The sequence below is a fragment of the Chromohalobacter moromii genome, from assembly GCF_023091865.1.
Taxonomy (GTDB): Bacteria; Pseudomonadota; Gammaproteobacteria; order Pseudomonadales; family Halomonadaceae; genus Chromohalobacter; species Chromohalobacter moromii.
The window spans coordinates 351,077-376,272 of sequence record NZ_JAHXDI010000002.1 but is presented as its reverse complement, the minus strand read 5'-3'; the positions used below and the strand labels follow the sequence as shown (position 1 = coordinate 376,272).

Genomic DNA, 25,196 nt, shown 5'->3' with positions numbered 1-25,196 from the left:
GCAGCTAGCTCCCGGAAACGGAACCCAAGGCCCCCAGACAATAAAACTTCGTCTCTAGATATTCCTCGATGCCAGCGGTGCCGCCCTCGCGCCCGAGACCGGACTGCTTGACGCCGCCGAAGGGTACCGGTGGGCCAGTCATCTTCACCGAGTTGATCGCCACCATGCCGTACTCCAGAGCACGCAGGAGCTTCCAGATACGACGGATGTCGTGGGTATAGACATAAGCCGCCAGACCGTACTCGGTATCGTTGGCCAGCTTGATGACCTCATCGTCATCCTTGTAGGCGGTGACCCCCGCCACCGGCGAGAAGCTCTCCTCGCGCCAGGCTTTCATGTAGGGCGTTACACCAGTGAGCAACGTGGGCATGAAGAAATTGGGCCCCGGCGCCATGGACTGGTCGCCATGCACCAGCGTCGCGCCGCGCGAAATGGCGTCATCGACGATACTCGACGCTTTCTCCACCGCCTGCTGATGAATCAGCGGTCCAATATCGATATTGGTCACCAGGCCATTGCCGACCTTGAGCGTTTCCATGCAAGCAACGAACTGCTCGATGAACTCGTCATGGATCGACTCGTGCACCAGGATGCGGTTGGCGGCCAGGCAATCTTGCCCACCGGTCTGGAACTTGGCGGCGACTGCGGCACGCGCGGCCTCCGCGGGATCCATGTCGGGGCCGACGATGAACGGCGCATTGCCGCCCAGTTCCAGTGAGACGCGCTTGACGCTATTGGCGGACTGCTCAAGCAACAGCCGGCCGACGCGAGTGGAGCCGGTGAAAGACAGTGCCTTGACGCGTTCCTCTTCGCACAACAGCTTGGATACCTCGGCGGGTTCGCCCAGCACCACGTTGAAGACCCCGGCAGGAATCTCGGCGCGTTCGGCGAGTTCCGCCAGCGCCAGGGCCGAGAACGGCGTCTCGCCGGCCGGCTTGACGATGACCGTGCAGCCGGCGGCTAGCGCGGCACCGGCCTTGCGCGTAATCATCGCCAATGGGAAGTTCCAGGGCGTAATCAATGCGGCCACTCCCACCGGCTCCTTGAGCGAACCGAGGGCGGCATTGGGGATATGACTGGGAATGGTCTGCCCGAAGGTGCGCTTACCCTCCTCGGCGAACCATTTAATGAAGCTGGCGCCATATTCGATTTCGCCACGTGAGTCGGGCAACGGCTTGCCCTGCTCGCGCGTCATGATGATCGCCAGATCTTCACGGTGCTCGATCAGCAGGTCATACCACGCCTGAAGACGCTCGGCACGCTCATCGGCACGCAACGCCCGCCACTGAGCGAAGGCAGCCTCTGCGGCATCCACCGCCTCCCGCAACTGCGGAGCCTCGAGCCAGGGAATGTGGCCCAGCACTTCACCCGTGGCGGGATCGACGACCGCTTCTTCGCGACCGGCGTCGCCATGGGTCCATTTACCGTCGATATAAGCGTACTGACGCAATAGACGCGGATCGTTGAGTTTCATGCGTTACTTCTCCCAAAAACGAACCGGGCCTGGATGGACTAACATTGGGCCCGGGTAGGTCGTGGCGGATGGCGTTCATCCAATGCCTACAGGATAAAGCAGCGCAAGGTGGGAGAGTTTTTGTCTGGAGGGGTGATCGACAACGGTTTTTTTCGAGTCACGCGCTAGCAGGGGCGTTTTTTTCTGCGCCCGCCCGCCGCCGCGAGCAAGGGCGGCGGCAGGCGTGAAGCGCTCAGATATCGTGACGCGGCAGTAAATGCAACTTCCGCAGGCGCGCGTGGGCGTCCAGATACTCCTCGGCGGGCACCGCGCGGTACACATCCTGCTGGGCGACATGCTTGACCAGCACGCGGCGCTCGCCAGCGTTGCAGCCGGCCCCCTTGCCATGCAGGGTCACGCTAATGTCAGGATCGTTTTCCAGCGTCGCCTGGCAGCGCCCTTCGCTGTCGCTTGCTTGGCGCACGACGACGGTTTCGCCCAGAAGCCAGCGTGGAGAGGCCCGACGCGAATGATGAAAACGCCGCGCCAAGCCGTGACAGGCAGCAACGCTCGGCGACGACGCCAGCGCGAACGCCGCCCAGATAGCCAGAAAGCCCAGTGGCAGACGTAGCAGCCCCAGCGGCAACCATTGCAGTACCAAACTTAAAGCGAACGCGATAGGCGTAGCGGTGACGATCAAGGCACTCAGCGCAAATGACGCCGGCACCCCTGCAAAGCCCAAGGAAATCAAGGTACTGGCAAGATGATCGTCACGCAGGCTGTCGTGATCGAAACACGAGACGCGGATGACGCGCAGCCCGGCCAACAACCAGTAAACTGCCACTAATGCCAGCAAGATGAGAAAGAAGGCAAAAGGAAACCCCAATGCAGTCTGGATGAATAGTTCCATGACGGCACCTCCCGGGCGACCTCGTTGAGTTGAGCGGCGTGCCCCCTGAGTATCGGCGGGGCATTAATGGCGTCGTGCGACTATTGTGTGTAATACCAACTTATGTGGCGACGCTTATGTAATATTTAACAGCATAGCGCCGCGACACCGGTCATGCGTCTCAACTTTGGTCGTAAGGTTCGATCGCCAGCGCATCAGGCGATACGCTGACTCGGCTCCAGACGCACCGCGACCGCCTTGGAGGTGGGTGTATCGGTCCCCACACCGACGCTTTCCAGCGGCACCAGGGCATTGGTTTCGGGATAGTAGGCGGCGGCGCACCCCTCGGGTGTCTCGTAGGCGACGATCCTGAATGCCGGGGCGCGGCGAGGCACGCCCTCGTGATCGAGCCCCACCAGATCGACCCACTGATCGCTTTCTAGCCCCAGTCGCGTGAGGTCGGCAGGATTGACGAACACCACCCGCCGCTGCCCCTTGACACCTCGGTAACGGTCGTCGTAACCGTAAACGGTGGTGTTGTACTGATCGTGGCTGCGCAGCGTCTGCAGTGTCAGCCAGCCGTCATCGCGGTGTGCGTGCAGGCGTTGATGCATCACCGCTTCGGGCAGCGGTGCGGCACAGAACGAAGCTCGACCGGATGCTGTAGTGAAGCGGCGTTGGCTAGCAGCGTTTTCCAACCAGAAACCACCCGCCTGTCTCAGGCGCGCATTGAAGTTCTCGAAACCGGGAATGACTGCCTCGATCTCGTCGCGAATGCGATCATAATCGGCCACCATCGCGGCCCAATCGACCACGCCCGGGTCGAGCCCTCGACGCGGCAGTACCCGCGCCAGCGTAGCTTCGGCGATCCCCGCCACGATCGCCGGCTCCGAGCGCAGCCACTCGGAAGCCGGCGCCTGAATGCCGGCACTGCCGTGTACCATCGACATGGAATCCTCGACGCTGACCTGCTGCGACGCGCCCGTCTCACCCTGGCGATCAATCTCGGTGCGTCCTAGGCAGGGCAGGATCAACGCGTCACCACCGGTGATCAGATGGCTACGATTGAGCTTGGTGCTGATCTGCACATTGAGCCCAAGGCGCCGGAAAGCGCGTTCGGTGCGCTGACTGTCCGGCGTGGCCCGGGTGAAGTTGCCGCCCAGCCCAATGAACACATCGGCCTCACCCAGCTCCAGCGCGCGAATGGCGCCCACGGTGTTGTGCCCTGGCGCGCGCGGCATGGTCACACCGTTTTTTCCACCATACCGCGCCTCCAGGGCGTCGATCAGCCGCGCGGGCGCCTTCTCGTCGATGCCCATTGTACGGTCACCCTGGACGTTGGAATGACCGCGCACCGGGCAAGCTCCCGCACCGGGACGCCCGAGGTGACCACCCAGCAGCAGCAAGTTGACCAGCTCGCGCACGGTGTCCACCGAATGTTCGTGCTGGGTAATACCCATCGCCCAGGTAATGATCATGCGCTCGGCACGGGCGACGATATCCGCCACCTCCTCGATCTGCGTGCGTGTCAGGCCGGCCTGGTCCTCGATGTCCGCCCACGACGTGGCCTCGACCCGAGCCCGCCATTGCTCGTAGCCGGCGGTGTGCGACTCGATGAAGTCGCGATCCGGCGTGAAGCGCCCTACGGCCTCGAGCGCGAACAAGGCTTTGGCGATACCGCGTGCCACCGCCATATCACCGCCCATCTTGGGCTGATAGTAATGCGAGGAGATGCGATGGCTACCCTGGGTCAGCATCTCGCGCTTGTTCTGCGGATCGGCGAAACGCTCCAGGCCACGTTCCTTGAGCGGATTGAAGCTAACAATGCGTGCCCCCCGCTCCGCCGCGCGACGCAAATCACCGAGCATGCGGGGATGATTGGTGCCGGGGTTCTGACCAAAAACCAGGACGGTGTCGGTGTGCTCGAAGTCGTCCAGTTGGACGGTGCCCTTGCCCACGCCGAGGCTGGCCTGCATGCCCACGCCGCTGGCCTCATGGCACATGTTCGAGCAATCGGGGAAATTGTTGGTGCCATAGAGGCGCACGAACAACTGATACAGATACGCCGCTTCGTTGCTGGCGCGTCCCGAGGTATAGAACAGCGCGCGGTCGGGATCGGGCAGCGCCGCCAAGCGTTCGGCGATCAGCGCGAACGCCGCGTCCCAGTCGATGGGGACATAGCGGTCACTGGCCGCATCGTATTGCATGGGTTCGGTGAGCCGGCCCTGATCCTCGAGACGAAAGTCATCCCAACCACGCAGCTCGCTCAGCGTGTGGCGTTCGAAGAAACGCCGCGTGACGCGCTTCTTGGTGCTTTCCCAGGCCACCGCCTTGACGCCGTTTTCGCAGAACTCGAACGACGAGCCGTGCAACGGATCCCCCCACGCGCAGCCCGGACAATCGAAGCCTTGCGGCTGGTTGGTCGATAACAACGCCCGCGCGCCCTTGAGCGGTGCCTGGCTACGCTTGAGGTGACGTCCCACGCTTTTCATCGCCCCCCAGCCACCGGCCGGGCCGGTATAGGATTCGACGCTCGGCGCACGGGTCAGGGTTGCATCCGCTTCGGGAAGAGGCTCCCCGGCCTCGTGTGTGAGAGTCGCCTCGCGGCCGTCGGGGAACGGAGTCTGATGATGAGAAGCCATGACAATCTCGGTGACGTAGTAGAAAGGTGAAAGGATGACGCGATAACGGCAGTGAAACCCCAGCAAAGCCTCGGACGCTATGTCGCGCCACTCAAGCGTTCGAGATGCCGACCACGATGACAACAGATCAGGTTGAGATCACAGGCACGCGCGATTTCTACCGCCAGGGCCGAAGGCAACGACAGCGTGGCCAGGGTGGCAATACCAGCACGCACGGTCTTCTGCACCAGTTCCATGCTACAGCGGCTGGAAAGCAACACCGCCGCCGGCATCTGGCCGTGTGCCAAGCCTTCGCCAATGATTCGGTCCAGGGCGTTGTGGCGTCCGATGTCAACGCCACGCGTCAACACCTCGCCATCGCCGTCGAGAGCCAACGCCATATGGAGTCCGGCACGTGCGTGACGCTGCAGACTCTCCACGCCGCGCATCAAGGCCTCGGGCGCCAGAGGTGCACATGCTGGCAAACGTTTCAGCCCCTGCATCAACTGCGACTCCTCGGCCACCCCGCAAGCACCACAGCTCGACACCGAGGCCCCAGCGCGTTGCAGAGTAGCGGCGCGCGCTTCGGTCTGCGATGAAACCGCCAGCCGCACCAACAGCCCGTGACGCAGTCGCGATAGCTGAATGTCCCCGACCTGCTCGGCGCGCTCGATCCAGCCCGCCGTGAAGGCATGCCCCAGCGCCAGGGATTCGAGGGCCTCTGGCGTCGCCAGCAATGTCACCATGGCGGTATCGTTGAGCGACAGGGTCAGCGGCTGTTCCTGCGGGCCATCGAGCGTCCACAAGGGCCGGTCGCGCTGGTCGTCATAGCGCGAGGCGGCAGAAAATGAATGCGATGTCACCACTTCTGACGGCATGTGAATATCCCATTGCGGAAACGAGGCCACCGGATATTACGACCCTAGCGCCTGGAGGGCGTCGGCCAATGGCCATAGACGACGCCTGACGTGCTACTAAGCGTCGTCGTGCAACGACAGTGGTGGCGCGGTGCGTTTCACGGTCTTGGTCACGATATAGGTGAAATAGCGTTCGATCCCCAGGCCATCCATCAGCCAAGCATCGATCGTGCGCTGGTAGGCATCGATGGAGTCGGTCTCGAACTTGACCAGGTAGTCGACACCGCCACCCACCGCGATGCACTCAGTCACCTCCGGCGTCTCGGCGACAGCCTTCTCGAAACGCGCGAAACTCGCCGCCTGATGAGTCGCAAGCTCGATCTGCACCCAGACCGGCGTACGTTTGACGACTAGGGATGGATTGAGCCGGGCGCTATAACCTTCTATGACGCCGGCTTTTTCCAGGCGCCGCACACGCTCCCAGCAGGGACTGACCGAGAGGTTGATCGCCTCGGCCAGTTTCGACTTGGTGATGCGCCCATCGCGCGACAGGATATCGAGAATCTTGAGATCGTAGCGGTCAAGTTTCATGTGGTATGGCGACCCATCATCAACGCTCGAGACTATCGACGACTTCCGCAATCACCGCAATCGTATCGCCCATGTTCACCTGCGCCGGGAAGCGACGCGCCACCAGAACGCCATCCCGCATTGCATGGTAAACGATCGGCTCGCTACCGGTACGCGTCATGTCATAGATCCGCGCGATCACATCGCCGCGCCGTACCGTTTCGCCCAACGCGCAACTCAGCTCCAGCAGGCCGCTGTGCTCGCTCTGCACGTAGCAAGAGGCATCGGGCATGTCCACGTACACCTGCTGGCCGGCCGGCGACTCCAGTTGCCCTTCGATCAGCCCGTAGTGAATCAGGAAATTGCGCACGCCGCGTTCGGCGATGGCCATGCGCTCCGGCGTGGTCGTGCCGCCGCCCCCCAACTCGGTGGTCACGAAGGTCTTGCCCTGAGATTCCACGGCCGTGTCGTAGAGCTTGGTGGCGTCGAGTTCGAACATCATCATCGCCACCGGCGCGCCGAAAGAAACCGCGCCCGCAAGGCTTTGCGCTTCCTGGGTACGATCATCGAGACGGTGTGCCGCGGCGAAGGGCAAGATATCCAGCGTACGACCGCCAGAATGCAGATCCAACGCCACGTCACACATCGGCACCAGTTCACGCGTGAAGTAATCGGCGATCTGCTCGGTGACGCCGCCGTCCGGGTTACCAGGGAAACTGCGGTTGAGATTGCCGCCATCCAGCCCGGAGGTACGCTTGCCGGCGGTAGCGGCCGGCACGTTCATGATCGGCACGATGATCACTCGACCACGCACGTCCTCGGCGCGCAATGTGTTGCTGAGCTTGAGAAGCGCCGTAATGCCTTCGTATTCATCGCCGTGATTGCCGGCGGTGAGCAGCGCCGTGGGTCCCGCACCGTTGTTGATCACGGTTATTGGAATCATCACCGCGCCCCAGGCCGACTCATCGGTAGAGATCGGCAGCTTGAGAAAACCGTGCTGAATGCCATCGGCATCGAAATCGACGGTGGGTGACACCGGGCCGGGTCGCTTGCTCATATCATGTTCTCCTCGTCTCGCGTCCCACGGTTCAGCACACGAACAGCTGGCGTGGAAAGTCGGCCAGCGTCTCGCAGCCGGTCTCGGTAATCAGAATGCTTTCGGTGATCTCCAGGCCCCAGTCGTCTTCCCAGAGACCCGGCATGAAATGAAACGTCATCCCTGGTTCGAGGATGGTGTCATCGGAGGGACGCAGACTGATATTACGCTCGCCCCAATCCGGCGGATAGCTGATGCCGATGGAATAGCCACAACGCGCGCCGCCACGGTCGAAGCCGTACTTGTCCATTGCCGCGCCCAGTGCCATGGCGATGTCGGCGGCACGATTGCCCGGCTTGGCCACCGCCAGGCCATTCTCGATGCCCTCGAGCAAGGCCGACTCGGCGCGGAGAAACTGACTCGGCGGCGTGCCCAGAAACACCGTGCGCGACATCGGCGCATGATAACGCTTGTAGACGCCGGCGATCTCGAAGAAGGTGCCCTCGCCCTCGCGAAACGGGGTGTCGTCCCAGGTCAGGTGCGGTGCGGCGGCGTCCTTGCCGGTCGGCAGCATGGGCACGATGGCCGGATAATCACCGCCGTAGACGCGCCCGTGCGGATCGACCCAGCCCTCGATGCCCACGCGATAGATCTCGGACACCACCTTGCTCTTGGGCACCCCCGGCTGAATGACCTCGAGGATGCGCGAATGCATGCCCTCGACGATCCGCGCCGCGATGCGCATGTACTCGATTTCCTGCGGCGACTTGATCGCCCGACACCAGTTGACCAGCGAATTGGCATCCGCGAAACGTGCGTGTGGCAACTGTTGTATGAGGCTCAAATACGCCTTGGCGGAAAAGTAGTAGTTATCCATCTCCATGCCGATGGTACCCACATGCCAGCCACGATCCGGCAGGATCGACTGCGCCAGGTACTCCATGGGATGCATATCGGGATTTTGAACGTAATAATCCGGGTAATAGGTAATGTTCTCCGGATGGATCCAGCAGGTGCGTAGCGCCCCGTTGGCATCCATGCGACGCCCATACCAGACCGGCTCGCCTTCCAGGCCGAGCAGCACGCACTGATGCACATAAAAGGACCAGCCATCGTAGCCCGTCAACCACGCCATATTGGACGGATCGCTGACGACCAGAACGTCGATCCCTCGATGGGCCATGGCCGAACGCACCTTGTGCAGCCGGCCGGCGTATTCCTCACGAGTGAAAGGCAGGGAAACCTCAGACATGGCACCACTCGCCCGACAGAATTGCTCATCCCTGATCTCCCGGACGGGAGGCAGGACCCTGCATTCGATGAAATGAATTGTACTGACACAAGGAAGGAAAAATCAGTACAATTGTCGATCAATGCGTTGTCAACGATACTAGCATTCACGCGCTGCTTGTCGTCAAAGGCTTTATTGTGTCATGACAATTGACCTGACACCCTATCTCCCGGCCCATGGGCCCAAGTATCTGGCCATTGCCCGAGCACTCGCCGAGGCCATTCGCCAGGGCGAGCTCACGCCTGGCACGCGTCTACCGCCACACCGCTGTCTTGCCGAGACATTGGCAGTGAGCGTGCAAACCGTTTCGCGGGCCTACGCTCAGGCTGAAAAGATGGGCCTGGTACAGGCCCGCGTAGGGAGCGGCACCTGGATCAACAGTCTCGATGACAGCCAGGAGACCGAGTACCTACGAAGCGCCAACATGGCCATGGATGCCTCTCCCGTGGACCTTTCCATTGCGCATCCGATTTGCCCACCCGGGCACCATCTACGCTTTCGCGAAACGCTTCGCGACGTGGCAGACAGCGCACACCCGGATGTCATTGATGCCTGCCGCCCCATCGCAGGATTGCTCCACCAGCGCGAGCGCGCCAGCCAATGGCTACACGATACGCTCGGCGTACCCGGCACACCCGACGACCGCGTGCTGTGCAACGGCGCCGCCCATGGCGTGATGTTGGCCATCGCCACGCTAGTCCAACATGGCGACGTCGTGTTGACCGAAGCGCTGACCGACCACGGCTTGATCGCCTTGTCACGCACACTGGGCCTGCAACTGCGCGGCGTGGCCATCGACGAACAAGGAGTGATTCCCGATGCCCTCGACGCCGCGTGCCGACGCTATCGACCGCGTGCCGTATGCCTGACGCCCACCCAGCTCAACCCCACCGGCGCGACCATGGACAACGCACGCCGCGATGCCGTGGCCGAGGTGCTGGCACGCCACGGCACCTGGGTGATCGAAGACGATGTTCACGCCCTGCTCGAACCGCCAGGGTTGAGCCCGCTGACCGCGCGTCTACCGCGCCAGAGCTTTCATGTCACTAGCCTGACCAAGGCCACCGTCTCGGGGCTGCGCGCCGGCTATCTCAGCGTGCCGCGCGGGCAGTTGCACCACACCTTGCCCCGATTGCGCGCCACCAGTTGGATGGCCACGCCGCTCGTCTTCGAGGTCGCCGACCGTTGGCTGGCCGATGGCACCGTCGATGCCCTGGCCTGCGAGCAGCGGCGTCTGCTCGCCGAGCGCCAGCAGCTGACCCGCACACGCCTCACGGGCCACGCCATGGCCTCGCGTCCCACGGGGATGCATATCTGGCTGGCCCTGCCCGGAGCATGGCGTGCGGAAGAACTTCAGCAACAGGCGCTTCAAGAAGGCTTGGCGATTTCCACGGCGCAGTCATTCATGGTCGATCAGGGTCCCCCACCCCGGCGTATTCGCTTGAGCATGGGAGGCGAAAACGATCCCGAACGCTTCAATCAGGGTTTGACGATTCTCGCCCGCTTGCTCGGCGAAGCACCACCACCGATGCTACAAATCGTATAGTGCGAGAGGCGCGCACCAACGCCGACGCTCATACACCATCCACGACGACCTCATGAGGACTTCATGCGCATCTTGATCCATGCCGACGACGCCGCGCTCTGGAAAGACAGGCTCGCTTCGCGTTTACCCTCGGCGGAGTTCGCCATCAGTGGCGAAACGAGCGATTTCCAGGCTGATTATCTCGCGGCATGGAAACCACCGGCGTCACTCTTCGAGGCCCAGCCAGCACTCAAGGGCATCGTCAATCTCGGCGCCGGCGTGGATGCGTTGCTCAACAACCCCGCGCTGCCTCGAGATATCCCCATCGTCAAGCTACGTGATGCCGGTATGGGCGAGCTGATCGCCGACTATGTACGCTATGGCGTGCTGCATTTTCAGCGCGATTTCGACCGTTACCGTCGCCAGCAACATCACACCACCTGGCGCGAACACGCGCTCACGCCCAAGCGCGAATGGGCGGTTGGCGTTCTCGGGCTGGGCGCCATCGGTCACCACGTGGCCCGCCAGCTCGCCGACGACGGCTACCCAGTGCACGGCTGGAGCCGCTCGCCGAAGGCCCTCAAGGGTATCACCTGCCATCACGGCGACGACGGCCTCCAGGCCCTGCTCGGCAAGGTCCACACTCTGGTCACACTGCTACCCGATACGCCTTCCACACGCGGCATCATCGACCGCGACGCCCTAGCTGCATTACCCCACGGCGCCAACCTGATCAACCCCGGACGCGGCACGCTGATCGACGAAGCCGCATTGCTCGAGGCACTCGGTACCGGCGAAGACGAAAACGGCCGACTTCGCGGCGCGTTGCTCGACGCCTTTCCCTCGGAGCCGCTACCCGACGATAGCCCGCTATGGTCGCATCCACGCGTATGGATTACCCCACACATGGCCGGCCCGACGCCCATCGACGAGGCTGCCGATCAGGTTGCCAAGGCCATCACGGCCATGCAGGCCGGGGAAGCCATCGACACGGTGGACCCCAAGGTCGGCTACTGAGCCTCCCGTAAGGAGACACTGGCCTCATTAGACACCGGAACGCGCATCCCCTGAGCATCGAACACATGGCAATTCGCCATCGCAAACGCAAGTGACAAGCGCTGCCCCTCGCGGGCAGCGTGCGCACCGTCCAGGCGTACCACCAACCATTCATCGAGCCCAGGTAAACGCGTATAAGCCAGCGTGTCCGCCCCCAGCGGCTCGAGCATCTCGACCGTCACGTCCAAGACCGCTGCCGCCTCCGGCTGGGATGCCGCCTCGACGAGATGTTCCGGACGAATCCCAAGGGTCGCCGCGCGCCCCGCGGATAGCATGTCGGGGAGTGCGACCTGTGCCCCGTTAGGCAGCACCACAGCGTCGCGATGCGCCGCCAAGGGCAGGAAATTCATCGCCGGCGAGCCCAAAAAGCTCGCCACGAAACGCGTCGCCGGCTGCGCATAGAGCATCATCGGCGTACCGCACTGCTCGACGTGGCCACCGTTCATCACCACCAAGCGGTCCGCCAACGTCATCGCCTCGACTTGGTCATGTGTGACGTAGACAGAGGTGATCCCCAGGCGCTTCTGCAAACGCCGGATTTCCAGACGCATCTGCACGCGCAGCTTGGCATCGAGGTTGGAGAGTGGCTCGTCGAAGAGAAAGACTTGCGGCTCACGCACGATTGCCCGCCCCATCGCCACACGCTGACGTTGTCCTCCAGATAGCTGTCGCGGACGCCGGTCCAGCAGTTCAGCGAGGTCGAGCAAGCGCGCCGTGTCGGTTACTCGACGACGTATCTCGTCCTTGGGCGTGCCTCGATTTTTCAACGCGTAGGCCATATTCTCGAACACGCTCATATGGGGATAGAGCGCATAGTTCTGGAACACCATGGCAATATCGCGCTCAGCAGGCTCCAGCGCATTGACGCGCTGCTCGTTGATCATGAGCTCTCCATCGCTGATCGACTCCAGCCCCGCCACGGTCCGTAGCAAGGTCGACTTGCCACACCCTGACGGTCCGACCACCACGATCAACTCGCCATCGGCGACGCTCAGGTCGATGCCATGCAAGGCGGTAATGCCATTGGGGTAACGTTTGCGAATGCCATTGAGTCGTAAGGTCGCCATATAGAATCACTCATTGAACGCCGACCAACGCCGGACGCACCTATTTTTCGCTGTCGACCAGCCCTTTCACGAAGTAACGCTGCATCAGCAGAATCACAGCGACGGGGGGCAGCATGGCCAGGATCGCCGTGGCCGTGACGTTCTGCCAAGGCACGAGACCATCAGCGCTAGTCAACAAACGTTTGAGGCTGACCACGATGGTCAGATAATCGGCATCGTTGGTGATCAACAACGGCCACAGGTATTGATTCCAGCCATACAGGAACATGATCACGAACAACGCCGCGAGATTGGTCTTCGATAGCGGCAGCAGAATGTCACGCAGAAAGCGCCAAGGGCCGGCGCCATCGATACGTGCCGCTTCGACCAGCTCTGGAGGCACGGTGAGAAAGAACTGGCGCATCAGGAACGTCGCGGTGGCACTGGCGATCAACGGTAAAATCAATCCCGCGTAACTATCCAGCAGTCCCAGGTCGGCGACCACCTCGAATGTCGGCAGGATCCGTACTTCTACCGGTAGCATCAGGGTGATGAAGATCAGCCAGAAACATAGGCGGCGAAAGGGAAACCTGAAAAAGACGATGGCATAAGCGGCCAGCACCGAGATCGCGATTTTGCCGATGGCAATGCCTAACGCCATGATCGTCGAATTGATGAGCAGGGTCAGAACATCGGTCCCCAGGCCACCGAACGAACCGCTGAGCAGGTGGCGATAGTTGCCCCACCCCGCCTCTCCGAACCATAACGATGCCGTCTGCGAATAAAGCGCGTCCAGCGTATGAGTACTCGCCGTGAAAGCCAGCCACACCGGTAGTAGAAACAATAGGCAACACAGCGCCAGCAGTGCATGACTCAGCCTATCCAACCCGGGTCGACGATAATGCATCAGTACTGCACCTTTCTTTCGACATAGCGGAACTGAAACCACGTCAGGCCTCCGACCAAGGCCATCAACAACACCGACTGAGCGGCGCTGGACCCCATATCCTGACCGACGAAGCCATCCTGATAGACCTTGTAGACCAGTGTCGTGGTTGCACCCCCGGGGCCGCCGGATGTCACCGTATCGATGGTGCCGAAGGTCTCGAAGAAGGCGTAGACGCTGTTCATGACCAGCAGGAAGAACGAGGTCGGCGACAGTAGCGGGAAGGTAATGGTCCAGAAACGCCGCCACGGGCCCGCACGGTCGATGGCCGCCGCTTCCAGAAGACTCTTGGGTAGCGCCTGCAACGCGGCGAGGAAGAACACGAAGTTGTAGCTCATCTGCTTCCACACCGACGCCATGATCACCAAGGCCAAGGCCTGTGCGCCATTGAGCTTGTGGTCCCAATCGATCCCCATATTGCCCAGCAGGCTACTAATCAGCCCTAGCGTCGGATCGAACAAAAATAGCCACAGCACGCCCGCCACCGCCGGCGCGACCGCATAGGGCCAAACCAGCAGTGTCCGGTAGACACGTGCACCGCGTATGACGCGGTCAGCCATGACCGCCAGGAGTAATGCGATGCTCATCGCACCGAGCGCCACTGCAAGCGAGAAGACCAGCGTGGTCCCCAGCGCCTGGTAATACGTCGGGTCGCTCAATACGGCCTTGAAGTTGGCAAGCCCGGCGAACTCCCGCGACAGGCCGAAGGCATCCTCGACATAGAAGGCTTGTTCGATAGCCTGCAAGGCCGGCCAGAAAAAGAACACCAGGACGATGCCTAGCTGCGGCGCCATCAATACCCAAGGCGTGAGTCGATGGCGCTGAAACGGAGCACTCATTACATTCCTCGGCTTCTCGATGAGGACGATCTGCCTCCACGTTCAAACACGAACGCCCGGCAACCGGGCGCCGTTTTAAAGGTGGAAGGCTTCACTGATGAGCGCTCTCGAACTTTTCCAATAGCGCGTTGCCACGCGAGACGGCTTCATCGAGCCCCTCTTGGGCGCCTACGTCACCCGAGAATATTTCTTCGAGTTCGCCGTTAATGACATCGCGAATCTGCACCATGTTGCCCAATCGCAGTCCTTTGGAGTTCTCGGTGGGCTCGCCGGCGGTAATCTGCTTGATTGCCACATCGGTACCGGGGTGATCGGCATAGAAACCTTGCTTGCGCGTCAGATCGGCCGCCGCCTGAGTGATCGGCAAGTAACCGGAATACTGATGCCAATCGGCCTGAACCTCGGGTGACGATAGGTATTCGAAGAATTCGGCCACCCCTTGCCGATGCGCGTCGTCCAGTCCATCGAGCACCCAGAGCGAAGCACCGCCGATGATCGAGTTATTGGGCTTCTCGACGACATCGGCATCGTAGGGTAGCGGTGCCACACCGAAGTCGAAATCGGCGTTCTCCTTGATATTGGCGTAAGACGCCGAAGATCCCATCATCAGTGCGCACTCACCAGAGTAGAACTTGGGCGCAGCATCATCGAAGCGTCCGCCATAGGCGAAACGCCCGTCCTCCTGCCACTGCGTGAGACGCTCGATATGATCGACCGCAGGGGTGCTATTGAACTGCAATCTAGCGTCGGTTCCCTCGAAGCCATTGGCCTGCGACGCGAAAGGCACGTCGTTGATGGCGGAGTAGTTCTCGAGCATGACCCAGGAAGGCCAGGTCGTGGTCAAACCACAGCTCGCCGCCCCAGAATCGACGATCTTTTCCAATGCATCGCCCAATGCCTGCCAGGTATGAGGAACTTCCTCGACACCCGCCTGCTCAAGGCGCTTGCGGTTGTAATAGGTTACCGGCGTCGAGGAGTTGAACGGCAGCGATAGCATATTGCCATCAGGATCGGTGTAATAGCCGGTGACCGCCGGTAGGTAGGCCTGGGGATCGAACTCGACATCCGTCGCCTCCATCAATTGATAAACCGGCACGATAGCGCCCTTGGCGCCCATCATCGTCGCCGTGCCGACCTCGTAGATCTGGACGATATCCGGCCCCTTATCGGCACGAAACGCCGCGATAGCAGAGGTCATCGTTTCGCTGTAATTACCCTTGAAGACCGGCTTGACGGTGTAAGTGTCCTGACTGGCGTTGAAGTCGGCCGCGATCTGCTCGACCTTATCGCCCAGCGCGCCACCCATGGCATGCCACCAGGTAATGCCGGTATTGGCCTGGGCGCTACTCGCGTAGCCCCCCAAAGCGAGGGTAATGCCAAGTGACGTAAGCAGGAAAGCACGTTGCATGAAAGGCTCCTTGTCCAGCACAGGGGGCGATGCCACTTGCGCCAGATTAGGCAAGAAATCTTTCAATTAGATGACGGCAACCCATCTGCGCCATCCCGGTAACGTGCACGAAACAAAAAAAGACCCGCCAAACGGCGGGTCGGAAGAACAGCATCAGCTGTCGAGAGAGAAGCGGTTACCTGCTGAATAGCAAGTAGTCTTGGTGATGAGCGGCCTTAGTGATGGAAGCGTTCGGCGGACTGGCGCGCCAGCTCGCGAATGCCATCCCAGTCTTCGTTCTCGACCAGGTCCTTGGGCGTCAGCCATGAGCCGCCCACGCACATCACGTTGGGTAGACTGAGATAATCGTCGGCGTTTTCTACGGTGATCCCGCCGGTGGGGCAGAAGTGAGCATCGGGAATCGGACCGCCAATGGATTTGATCGCCTTCGCGCCGCCGCTGGCTTCCGCGGGAAAGAACTTGAAGCGCCGATAGCCGTACTGCCAGCCAGTCATCAACTCGGACACCGTAGCCACCCCCGGCAGCATCGGCACGGGACTTTCCACGCCATAGCGATAAAGCGCCTCGGTCGTGCCGGGCGTGACCACGAAATCCACGCCGGCCTCTTCGGCCAGCCGGTACTGAGCAGGCGTCAGCACGGTGCCAGCGCCGATGCTCACACCCGGCAGTGCGGCGCGCATACGCCGGATGGCATCCAGCGCGCAATCGGTGCGCAGCGTGATCTCAAGCACGTTGAGCCCGCCCTCGACCAAGGCACGCGCCATGGGCACGGCATCCTCGAGGCGATCGATCACCAGCACCGGAATCACCTCCACCTTCTGGCAGATACCGTCGAGTTCCGTCGTGCGAGTGGAAGGAAGCTGTTTGTCGATAGTCATGGGGATGCTCCGGGTATTCGTAAACGCAGGGCTCAGGGGGCCCAATACGTCGCGATCGGCTGGGAGAGAAAGGTGCGAATCGGCAATTGCCGGGCATCATCGCCACCCAACGCGTTGGCCAGGACACGACGCTTGTCATCGCCGGTCATGTGCAGGACATGCAGATGGGCATCGGCTAGGCGTGCGGCGCTCAGCGTAATGCGCGCCTGCGGGACGCTGGGCGCATGCACCGCCACCGCTGCCTCGGACGTTTCAAGCGCCGTGGCTAGCTGTTCGCTGTCGGGAAACAGCGAGGCCGTGTGGCCATCGCCGCCCATGCCGAGGACGACCACGCTGGCCGGCCATGGCAGCGACGCGACGCGTGCCGAAACCGCTTCGACGCCGGCCTCGGGGGTAGCGTCGTCGGTGGTCAAGGAATGAAAACGCGCTTCGGCGGCCGGCCCGACCAGCAACGTCTCGCGGACCAGACGCGCATTGCTGTCGGCATCGTCGTCGGCCACCCAACGTTCATCGGCCAATGTCACGTCGATACGTGACCAGGGCAGCGCCTTGCTAGCCAGGGCGCTGAAGAACGGTTTCGGCGTGGAGCCGCCGGAGACGATCAACAGCACCCGTTCGCGACTGGTCAGGTCGGCTTCGAGCGCCTTGGCCACGGTATCCGCGAGACGCTCGGCAAGGTAACGACGGCCTTCATCGATGCTTGTCATAATCGGCTGCCTATCAAATCAATAGTCTTCATACCAGGAGCGACCGTCCTGAGTAATCATGGCGATCGACGCCACGGGCCCCCAGGAGCCTGCGGGATACCGGCGCGGCGGCATGTCCCGCGCCTCCCAGCCGGCGATCAGCTGATCTACCCACTTCCAGGCATATTCCACCTCGTCACGACGCACGAACAGGTATTGCTGGCCTTTCATCACCTCGAGCAGCAAACGTTCGTAGGCATCGGGAATCCGTGTCTTGGGGAAGGCGTGATTGAAATCCAGATGCAGCGGCCCGGGCCGCAGGCGCATACCCTTGTCGAGCCCGCTATCTTTGGTCAGCACCTGCAGCGCAATGCCTTCCTCCGGCTGCAGCCGAATGACCAGCTTGTTGGCCGCGAGTCCACGCTGGTCGGGATCGAAGATATAGTGCGGCTGCTGACGAAAGTGGATGACGATCTGCGACATTTTTTCCGGCATGCGCTTGCCGGTACGCAAATAGAACGGCACCCCCGCCCAGCGCCAGTTGGCAACCTCGAGCTTCATGGCCACGAAAGTCTCGGTATGGCTCGCGGTGTTGGCACCTTCCTCTTCGAGATACCCCGGTACACTCTCGCCGTCGACGGAACCGCCGATGTATTGGCCGCGGACCACGTTGCGCGACAACTCTTCGCCTACCAAGGGCTTGAGCGCCTTGAGTACCTTGACCTTCTCGTCACGAATGGCATCGGCATCAAGATTCGACGGCGGGTCCATGGCGATCAGACACAGCAGCTGCAACAAGTGGTTCTGGACCATGTCGCGCAACTGCCCGGCCTCGTCGAAATATCCCCAGCGGCCTTCGATGCCCACTTTCTCGGCGACGGTGATTTCCACATGCGAAATCTGGTTCTGGTTCCACTGATTGCCGAAAAGGGGGTTGGCGAAACGCAGCGCGATCAGGTTCTGGACCGTCTCCTTGCCCAGGTAGTGATCCATGCGATAAATGCGCGATTCGGGGAACACATCGCCGATGGCATCGTTGATCTGAATAGAGGATTCGAGATCGTAGCCGATGGGTTTTTCGACCACCACGCGCGTCTCGTCATCGAGGCTGCCACTGGCATGCAGATTGGCGCAGATATCACCGTAGATGCTGGCCGGTACCGCGAGATATACCACCATGGGGCGCTCGGTGGCGTCATGCCAATCGCGAATGGCGTCATACCCCGCGACGGTGGCAAAGTCGAGTTGCTGGTAGTCGAGACGCGCCAGGAACCGCTCGAGACAGGCCTTTTCCAGCTCGTTGGGCTTGAGCCGCTTGTTAAGGGCTTCCTTGACGTTGGTGCGGAAACTGTCGACATCGTGTTCTTGGCGCGCCAGCCCCAGGATACGCGTGGTATCGCCGAGCAATCCTTCGCGATCCAAGTGGTACAATGCCGGATACAATTTGCGCAGCGCCAAATCGCCAAGCGCCCCGAAAAGGGCCAGATCGACATCGGGCGTGATATCTCGACTCATGACGCGGCCCCCAAAAATCTGGTTAACTTACCTATAAAATAAGCCATATCGGGGCTCCTCGGCAAATATATTATGTAAATTTACTACCATTGCGGCACCCATTCGACCCTATCCGCGAACGACTTGGCTTGGCGACCCTGCGCCACCACGCTAGGATGCCTCATCTAACACAACGTAGTTACTTGAAAACCTAGTTACTCGAAAACGTAATTACCGGAAAATGTGGTTACGTGACAACGTAGTTAATTCGACACCCTTGGCAGACAGAGACTCCCATTACGCATGCCAGCCTTCGATCTGATCGACCGTATCCGTTCCCGCTTGGAGGAACTCAATCGTTCCGAACGCAAAGTGGCCGACGTGATTCTTCACGACCCGGCCGCCGCCACTGGCATGAGCATCGCCACGCTGGCACAGGCGGCGGCGGTCAGCGAACCCACGGTCAACCGCTTCTGCCGTAATTTCGACGCCAAGGGCTACCCCGACTTCAAGATCAAACTGGCCCAAAGCCTAGCCGGCGGCACGCCCTATGTCAGCCGCAGCGTAGAACGTGACGATGGCGCCGCGAGTTATGGCGACAAGATATTCGGCGCCACCATTGCCGCTCTCGACGACGCTCGCCGCGCACTCGATGCCCAGCGCGTCGAGCGCGCCGTCGATTATCTGATCCAGGCCAAGCAGATCAGCTTTTTCGGCCTCGGCGCCTCGGGCCCCGTGGCCCAGGATGCGCAGCACAAGTTCTTTCGCTTCAACCTGCCCGTCACCGCCTATGAAGACGTGCTGATGCAGCGCATGGTCGCCGCCGCCACTCATACCGGCGACGTCATTGTCATCGTTTCCTACACCGGCCGCACCCGCGAGCTGGTCGAGATCGCCCGCGTGGCGCGTGACAATGGCGCCATCGTGCTCGGCATCACCGCGCCCGACTCACCACTCGCCCATGAGTGTACCGAAACGCTCGAAGTCATCACCCCGGAAGACACCGATGTCTACATGCCGATGACCTCGCGCATGATTCATCTAGCCTTGATCGATGTACTGGCGACGGGCGTCACGCTGCGTCGCGGCGAAGACTTCTTGCCGCACCTCAAAAAGATAAAGGACAGTCTGCAAGCCACGCGGTTTCCGCTCCACGACGAATGAACGTCGTGGAACGCGCTTGCCGCCACATCGCACAGTCACGACAATGAACGTCTCACCACGCTCATTGCGTCGTTTATTCTCCCAAGGAGTATGCCCATGCGCTGGTTCGTCGCCTGCCTGTTGATTCTCGTCAGCACCGCCGCCACGGCGGACACGTTCCGCTTCACGGCCATTCCCGATGAAGACCAGTCGCGGCTCGAGGAGCGCTTCGACAAGGTCGCCGATTACCTCGAGGACCAACTGGGCGTGGCAGTCGAGTACGTGCCGGTCAAATCCTATAGCGCTGCCGTCTCGGCCTTCCGCAACGACCAGGTGCAACTGGCCTGGTTCGGTGGCCTGACCGGCGTCCAGGCGCGCCGTCTGGTACCCGGCTCTCGCGCCATCGCCCAAGGCAAGGAAGACGCCGAATTCCGTACCTACTTCATCGCTAACCATGACAGCGATGTCGACACGCAGGGCGATGACCTGCCCAAGAACGTGCAAGGCAAGTCGTTCACCTTCGGCGCCAAAACTTCCACCTCCGGACGCTTGATGCCGGAATATTACATCCGCGAACAGTTCGGAGCGCCACCCAAGTCGCTATTCTCGCGCGTCGGCTTTTCCGGCGACCATACGCGCACCATCGCCTTGGTCGAATCCGGCACCTACGACATCGGGGCCGTCAACTTCAAGGTCTGGGACGCCGCCGTGGCCGATGGACGCGTGGATACCGACAAGGTCGACGTGATCTGGAAGACACCGACCTACCCCGACTATCAATGGACCGTGCGTGGCGACGTCGACAACCGCTATGGGGACGGCTTTACCGACAAGGTGCGTCAGGCCCTGCTCGACATGCACGACCCTGAACTGCTCGAGAGCTTCCCCCGTCAAGGCTTCATTCCCGCCGACAACGACGACTATCAACCCATCGAAGACGTCGGCGAGAAACTAGGCCTGCTGCGTTGAGTGTGAAGGAACTCGTTCGTTTCGACGGCGAGGCGCTGGGCCATGCACGCCACACCGTCCTCGCCGATCTCACGCTAGAACTTCGGGCCGACGAACGCGTGGCATTGCTCGGCCCCAGCGGGGTGGGTAAGTCGACCCTCCTGGCCGCCTTACGCGAGCGCCTCGGACAGCGCGCGGCCTGGTGCCCACAAGAGCACGGCCTGGTACCGCCGCTGTCAGTCTATCACAACGTCTACATGGGCCGCTTGGAGCGCCACTCTGCGCTTGCCAATCTCATCAATCTGCTGCGCCCGCGCCGCGACGCCTGGCGCGACATTCAGGCACTCTGCGGCGAGCTGGGCCTCGAAGGACTGCTCAAGCGTCCCGTGGCACAACTTTCCGGTGGCCAACGCCAGCGCGTGGCCATCGCCCGGGCGCTCTATCAGGCGCGCGAGGTATTCCTCGGCGATGAGCCGGTCGCCAGCATCGACCCGCACCAAGCACGCCGCCTGCTGCATATGGTTCAGAGCCAGCACGCCACCTGCGTGATCGCCTTGCATCAGCGCGAACTCGCGTTGACGCATTTCGACCGCGTATGGGGTCTGCGCGACGGCCAACTGATACTCGACGCGCCGGCGCGCGAGTTGACGCTTGACGATCTCGACACGCTCTATCCTGACGCCCACTCGTCTGATGCCCAACCGGAGCCGGCATGAGTGCCGAACGTGCCCCAGGCCTGCTCGCCGGTGACTCCCTCAATCTGCGCCTTGCTCGGCGCTCGCTGGGACTGATCGCGCTGTGTCTGGTATTGCTGCCGTTCGCCGATCTGGCAATCACCACCCACGATCCTTGGGCCGAGTTGGAACGCATGCTCTCAGGCCTGCTGCACCCCGATATCCTGGCAACCCAGTCGCTGCCCCATGCCATCGCCCTGACCATCGGGTTTGCGCTGTGGGGAACGCTGCTCGGCGTGGTACTCGGCTTCCCGCTGGCCTTGCTCTTCCCGCGTTCGCGCCTGCTACGCGGCAGTTGTGCGTTCGTGCGCGCCATTCATGAGTTGTTCTGGGCGCTACTTCTGCTGCAGGTCTTCGGCCTTTCCGCCGTCACTGCCATCGCCGCCCTGACGATCCCCTACGCCGGCATCTTCGCCAAGGTCTACGCCGAGATACTCGAACTCACGCCACGCGCACCGGTCGATGCCCTGCCCGAGGGCGTGGGACGTCTCTCGCGTTTCGTGTATGCCGAACTGCCCATGGTTTGGGCGAGGCTTTCGAGCTACACCCGCTATCGCTTCGAATGCGCCATGCGCTCGAGCGTACTACTGGGGTTCGTGGGCCTGCCGACGCTAGGTTTTCATCTGGAGAGCGCCTTCCGCGAGGGGCGTTATCCAGAGGCCGGTGCCTTGCTGTGGGTGTTCTATCTCATGATCGCTTCGCTGCATCTATGGGGACACCGCCGCCTACTACCTTGGATCGCACTAGGAAGCCTATTTCTTCTCGGGCCCTGGCCGGACATCGACGGCGCGCTGCTATGGCGCTTCGTGAGTGTCGATCTATGGCCGAAGCCCCTGCTCGAAGGGAACTGGAGCGGGCTCTGGCAGTGGTTCGGCGAAATACCCGACCTGCTGCCCGCCATCGGCAATACCCTGCTGCTGGGGCTGATGGGCACCGCCGGTAGCCTGGTAGTGGCCTTGCTGCTGTGGCCAATGGCTAGCCACCATTTCGGCAACCGCCCGACACGTATGGCAGGCAAAGGCGTATTGATCTTGATGCGCTCGACACCGGAATTGATGCTGGCGTTCATCTTCCTGTTGATGCTCGGCCCCTCGATGTTGCCCGCCTGGCTGGCGTTGTCGTTGCACAACGGCGCACTGATCGCCTTTTTGGTGGCGCGGCATGCCGATGCCATCGTGCCGGGTAGCCACGCACTGCCGGCATCATCACGTTATACCTATGAGTTGCTGCCACGCCTCTATGGCGGCTTGCTGGCACTGCTGTTCTACCGCGCCGAGACGATCATTCGTGAAACCGCGCTGCTGGGCATGCTCGGCATCGCCACGCTGGGCTTTCACATCGACTCCAGCTTCGCCTATCTGATGTTCGATCAGGCATTCTTCCTGTTGCTGATCACCGCCGGCCTGAACATCGCCGTCGACGCTCTGGCACGCCGTTACCGGCCGCGCGAAATCGCCGATACTCCAGGCGAGCGCGGCCATCCTGGGAGAGAAGCCACATGCTGATCACGACGCTGCTATTCATCGCCACCGCCTTGGCGGAAATCATCGGCTGCTATCTGCCCTGGCTGTGGCTGCGCCAGCAAGGCTCGCCCTGGCTGCTGATCCCTGCAGCCGTCAGCCTAGCGCTATTTGCATGGCTTTTGACGCTGCACCCCGCCGCCAGCGGACGTATCTATGCCGCCTACGGAGGCGTCTATGTGGTCTGCGCCTTGGGCTGGCTGTGGGCGGTCGATGGCGAACCGTTGCAACCCACCGACTGGGTCGGCGCCGGTCTCGCGCTTGCCGGTATGGGCGTGATCGCCAGCGGGTGGCGATAAGAAAACACCATAGAAGATTACGTTTTGCTGCGCTGTGTTGCGCGTCAACCTGCTAGTGTCTGGAAACGATGCACCGCCCCATGGAGGGGGGAAGCATCACCAGTGACAGGCTGACTGCCTGGTCTCGTGTCGCTAACGTGTTCCATCGACGAGGTTCACATGACCACACCGCCACGCCCGCTGATCAAGGACGAAGAGACACCGCCCCCCACATCGCCTTCTTCAACGCCAAAACGCAGCACCGGCAATTTTGCCAATGACCCCGGACGCGCCGCCGAGGCTGGGCGCAAGGGCGGCCAGGCCAGCCCCACCAACTTCAAGAACGACCCTGGGCGCGCCGCCGAAGCGGGACGTAAGGGGGGCCGTCAAAGCCCCGGCAACTTCAAGCAAGACACCAATCGTGCTCGCGAGGCGGGCCGCAAAGGTGGGCGCCAACGCGCCACTCATGCCTCGTAACGATCACCCCGTTCATAGCCAGTCACTTGCGCCTCCCCGCAAGCTTTGCCTACGCCTTTCGCTGCTATGACTGACAGCCAGCCACACGGCATTGACATAGGATGACACCTACAGAATTTACGTTCACGCGCGTTGCATATCAGCGCCAAGCGCCGTTTCCCTGCGCCCGCACACGCGGGTTTGGCCCCAGGCCAGACCGCCCGCCAGGGCGGTCTTTTTTTGCACCTCATCATCGCCCCGCAACCCTCATGTCGGCGCCCCAAGACAGTAGCCATCATGCCGCGACTCGGGTAGGGTAAACATCCGTATACGTTGTCACTCACACCACGCGTCGAGCCAGCGGCATTCGCCGACGAAAGGGAAGACGTCTGCATGACGACACCGGCCATGATGTATGTGCATGACTGGCGCGCCTGGCAGCCCGGCCGCCGCGATACGTCGCAGCCCCGCCTCAGCGTCGCGGAAAAACCTGCCGGCGGCCATGTGCCCGCCATGTTGCGACGCCGCTTGACCGGCATCGGTCGCGCACTATGCGACATGCTGGCCGAGCTCGATGCCGATGCAGACTGCCCTTTGCTGTATGCCTCCCGCCACGGCGATGGTGAACGCACCCTGGAAATGCTCAATACCCTGGCCGAGGAAGCGCCATTGTCACCGGCACGCTTCGGTCTCTCGGTGCATAATGCCATTCCCGGCGTATACTCGATCGGACGTGGTAACCGCCGCACCCAGCAGGCAATCGCCGCCTCTGGCGATGAGTTCGCCGCACTGCTCGTCGAAGCCCAGGGGTATCTGGCCCAGGGCGAGCCGACAGTGATCCTCGCCTTCGCCGATCAGGCGATCCCCGCGCGCTTCGCCGCACACTTCACGCCCCCGGTCGAAACTGCCGCCGTGGCACTACGCGTGTCGTCGACGCCCGCGCATGACGCCTGGGCGCTCACTCCACGCCCTCTGACGAGCGACGATACCGCCGAGGACAGCCCACAGCCCAGCGATCTCATCGACTGGCTATGCGGCGCACGCGACGAACTCCATTGCCACCGGCCACGCCAGGCATGGTCGCTGGTACGCGCCGAATGATGCATGGACGAGATCGCCTCATGCCCATCGACGCCCTGCCCCATACCCGCTTACTCCCTGTATCATAGGCTAGCCGATATAGTGCGCCCCGCCGCCGGCAACGTTTACGCACACGACATACGCCTTATGCTGCATCGACAAGAATGGAGTCGCCCATGACGAGCGAATTGGAACAAGAGCTCAAGCACCTCATCATCGATACCCTCGAGCTCGAGGACGTCACGCCGGAAGATATCGATCCCGACGAGCCGCTGTTCGTCGAAGGCCTCGGCCTGGACTCCATCGACGCCCTGGAATTGGGGCTCGCCCTGCAGAAGCGCTACGGTATCAAGCTGGAATCCGATAGTGACGAAACACGCCACCACTTTCGCAACCTGCGCACGCTCGCCGCACTGGTCGAGGAGCGCCGCACCGCGTAGAG

24 protein-coding genes are annotated in these 25,196 nt (G+C 61.8%); 10 read left to right on the top strand and 14 right to left on the bottom strand.

Annotated elements, in window-relative coordinates; genetic code table 11:
• Positions 1 to 4 precede the first annotated feature (4 nt).
• The 7 genes from KZO83_RS08310 to doeA all read right to left on the bottom strand — a co-directional run bounded on the left by KZO83_RS08310 (position 5) and on the right by doeA (position 8,678).
• Positions 5 to 1,474, bottom strand: a complete 1,470-nt coding sequence (locus KZO83_RS08310) for an NAD-dependent succinate-semialdehyde dehydrogenase (RefSeq protein WP_178999270.1) — start codon at positions 1,472 to 1,474, stop codon at positions 5 to 7.
• A gap of 232 nt (positions 1,475 to 1,706) precedes the next feature.
• Positions 1,707 to 2,363: a hypothetical protein gene (locus KZO83_RS08305; RefSeq protein ID WP_040242719.1), complete on the bottom strand. Its 657-nt coding sequence runs from the start codon at positions 2,361 to 2,363 to the stop codon at positions 1,707 to 1,709.
• A gap of 194 nt (positions 2,364 to 2,557) precedes the next feature.
• Complete coding sequence (locus tag KZO83_RS08300; RefSeq protein WP_261505575.1) at positions 2,558 to 4,984, bottom strand: FdhF/YdeP family oxidoreductase; 2,427 nt, start codon at positions 4,982 to 4,984, stop codon at positions 2,558 to 2,560.
• A 77-nt stretch (positions 4,985 to 5,061) separates the two neighbouring features.
• Complete coding sequence (locus tag KZO83_RS08295; RefSeq protein ID WP_247620444.1) at positions 5,062 to 5,841, bottom strand: formate dehydrogenase accessory sulfurtransferase FdhD; 780 nt, start codon at positions 5,839 to 5,841, stop codon at positions 5,062 to 5,064.
• A 96-nt stretch (positions 5,842 to 5,937) separates the two neighbouring features.
• Complete coding sequence (locus KZO83_RS08290) at positions 5,938 to 6,411, bottom strand: Lrp/AsnC family transcriptional regulator (RefSeq protein WP_247620443.1); 474 nt, start codon at positions 6,409 to 6,411, stop codon at positions 5,938 to 5,940.
• Between the two features lie 19 nt (positions 6,412 to 6,430).
• Complete coding sequence (gene doeB, locus KZO83_RS08285) at positions 6,431 to 7,447, bottom strand: N(2)-acetyl-L-2,4-diaminobutanoate deacetylase DoeB (protein WP_247620442.1); 1,017 nt, start codon at positions 7,445 to 7,447, stop codon at positions 6,431 to 6,433.
• Between the two features lie 31 nt (positions 7,448 to 7,478).
• On the bottom strand, positions 7,479 to 8,678 hold the full coding sequence (gene doeA, locus KZO83_RS08280) for an ectoine hydrolase DoeA (RefSeq protein ID WP_247620441.1): 1,200 nt from the start codon (positions 8,676 to 8,678) through the stop codon (positions 7,479 to 7,481).
• Positions 8,679 to 8,859: 181 nt separating this feature from the next.
• Between doeA and ehuR the strand changes: the two genes are divergently transcribed.
• Together ehuR and KZO83_RS08270 are read left to right on the top strand one after the other, a co-directional pair.
• Positions 8,860 to 10,263: a MocR-like ectoine utilization transcription factor EhuR gene (gene ehuR, locus KZO83_RS08275; RefSeq protein ID WP_247620440.1), complete on the top strand. Its 1,404-nt coding sequence runs from the start codon at positions 8,860 to 8,862 to the stop codon at positions 10,261 to 10,263.
• Between the two features lie 63 nt (positions 10,264 to 10,326).
• Positions 10,327 to 11,259 (top strand): 2-hydroxyacid dehydrogenase, encoded by a 933-nt coding sequence (locus KZO83_RS08270; RefSeq protein ID WP_040242727.1) that lies wholly within the window; start codon positions 10,327 to 10,329, stop codon positions 11,257 to 11,259.
• Here KZO83_RS08270 and KZO83_RS08265 read toward each other — a convergent pair.
• The 7 genes from KZO83_RS08265 to zwf all read right to left on the bottom strand — a co-directional run bounded on the left by KZO83_RS08265 (position 11,253) and on the right by zwf (position 18,616).
• A complete protein-coding gene (locus tag KZO83_RS08265; RefSeq protein ID WP_247620439.1) occupies positions 11,253 to 12,365 on the bottom strand; it encodes a sn-glycerol-3-phosphate import ATP-binding protein UgpC in 1,113 nt (370 codons plus the stop codon). The genes KZO83_RS08270 and KZO83_RS08265 overlap by 7 nt on opposite strands.
• Positions 12,366 to 12,405: 40 nt before the next feature.
• A complete protein-coding gene (ugpE, locus tag KZO83_RS08260) occupies positions 12,406 to 13,251 on the bottom strand; it encodes a sn-glycerol-3-phosphate ABC transporter permease UgpE (protein WP_247620438.1) in 846 nt (281 codons plus the stop codon).
• On the bottom strand, positions 13,251 to 14,129 hold the full coding sequence (gene ugpA, locus KZO83_RS08255; protein WP_247620437.1) for a sn-glycerol-3-phosphate ABC transporter permease UgpA: 879 nt from the start codon (positions 14,127 to 14,129) through the stop codon (positions 13,251 to 13,253). The genes ugpE and ugpA overlap by 1 nt, the downstream gene beginning before the upstream one ends.
• A gap of 91 nt (positions 14,130 to 14,220) precedes the next feature.
• Positions 14,221 to 15,537: a sn-glycerol-3-phosphate ABC transporter substrate-binding protein UgpB gene (gene ugpB, locus KZO83_RS08250; RefSeq protein ID WP_247620436.1), complete on the bottom strand. Its 1,317-nt coding sequence runs from the start codon at positions 15,535 to 15,537 to the stop codon at positions 14,221 to 14,223.
• A 215-nt stretch (positions 15,538 to 15,752) separates the two neighbouring features.
• Positions 15,753 to 16,415, bottom strand: coding sequence for a bifunctional 4-hydroxy-2-oxoglutarate aldolase/2-dehydro-3-deoxy-phosphogluconate aldolase (locus KZO83_RS08245; protein WP_247620435.1), 663 nt, complete (start codon positions 16,413 to 16,415; stop codon positions 15,753 to 15,755).
• Positions 16,416 to 16,447: 32 nt separating this feature from the next.
• Positions 16,448 to 17,122 (bottom strand): 6-phosphogluconolactonase, encoded by a 675-nt coding sequence (pgl, locus tag KZO83_RS08240; protein ID WP_247620434.1) that lies wholly within the window; start codon positions 17,120 to 17,122, stop codon positions 16,448 to 16,450.
• 18 nt (positions 17,123 to 17,140) lie between these two features.
• Positions 17,141 to 18,616: a glucose-6-phosphate dehydrogenase gene (zwf, locus tag KZO83_RS08235; RefSeq protein WP_246894931.1), complete on the bottom strand. Its 1,476-nt coding sequence runs from the start codon at positions 18,614 to 18,616 to the stop codon at positions 17,141 to 17,143.
• A gap of 282 nt (positions 18,617 to 18,898) precedes the next feature.
• Between zwf and KZO83_RS08230 the strand changes: the two genes are divergently transcribed.
• The 8 genes from KZO83_RS08230 (at position 18,899) to KZO83_RS08195 (ending at position 25,194) form a co-directional block, all read left to right on the top strand.
• A complete protein-coding gene (locus KZO83_RS08230) occupies positions 18,899 to 19,759 on the top strand; it encodes a MurR/RpiR family transcriptional regulator (RefSeq protein WP_246894930.1) in 861 nt (286 codons plus the stop codon).
• A 96-nt stretch (positions 19,760 to 19,855) separates the two neighbouring features.
• Complete coding sequence (locus KZO83_RS08225) at positions 19,856 to 20,707, top strand: putative selenate ABC transporter substrate-binding protein (protein WP_247620433.1); 852 nt, start codon at positions 19,856 to 19,858, stop codon at positions 20,705 to 20,707.
• The gene (locus KZO83_RS08220) at positions 20,704 to 21,402 is read left to right on the top strand and encodes an ATP-binding cassette domain-containing protein (RefSeq protein ID WP_247620432.1); all 699 of its coding nucleotides are present in this window, start codon (positions 20,704 to 20,706) and stop codon (positions 21,400 to 21,402) included. Before KZO83_RS08225 ends, KZO83_RS08220 begins: the two co-directional genes overlap by 4 nt.
• Positions 21,399 to 22,925: a PhnE/PtxC family ABC transporter permease gene (locus KZO83_RS08215; RefSeq protein WP_178999254.1), complete on the top strand. Its 1,527-nt coding sequence runs from the start codon at positions 21,399 to 21,401 to the stop codon at positions 22,923 to 22,925. The genes KZO83_RS08220 and KZO83_RS08215 overlap by 4 nt, the downstream gene beginning before the upstream one ends.
• Positions 22,919 to 23,239, top strand: coding sequence for a YnfA family protein (locus KZO83_RS08210; protein WP_247620431.1), 321 nt, complete (start codon positions 22,919 to 22,921; stop codon positions 23,237 to 23,239). Before KZO83_RS08215 ends, KZO83_RS08210 begins: the two co-directional genes overlap by 7 nt.
• 159 nt (positions 23,240 to 23,398) lie before the next feature.
• A complete protein-coding gene (locus KZO83_RS08205; protein WP_083632673.1) occupies positions 23,399 to 23,695 on the top strand; it encodes a con-10 family general stress protein in 297 nt (98 codons plus the stop codon).
• A gap of 372 nt (positions 23,696 to 24,067) precedes the next feature.
• A complete protein-coding gene (locus KZO83_RS08200; RefSeq protein WP_075368205.1) occupies positions 24,068 to 24,775 on the top strand; it encodes a beta-ketoacyl synthase chain length factor in 708 nt (235 codons plus the stop codon).
• A 155-nt stretch (positions 24,776 to 24,930) separates the two neighbouring features.
• A complete protein-coding gene (locus KZO83_RS08195; RefSeq protein ID WP_040242746.1) occupies positions 24,931 to 25,194 on the top strand; it encodes a phosphopantetheine-binding protein in 264 nt (87 codons plus the stop codon).
• Positions 25,195 to 25,196 lie beyond the last annotated feature (2 nt).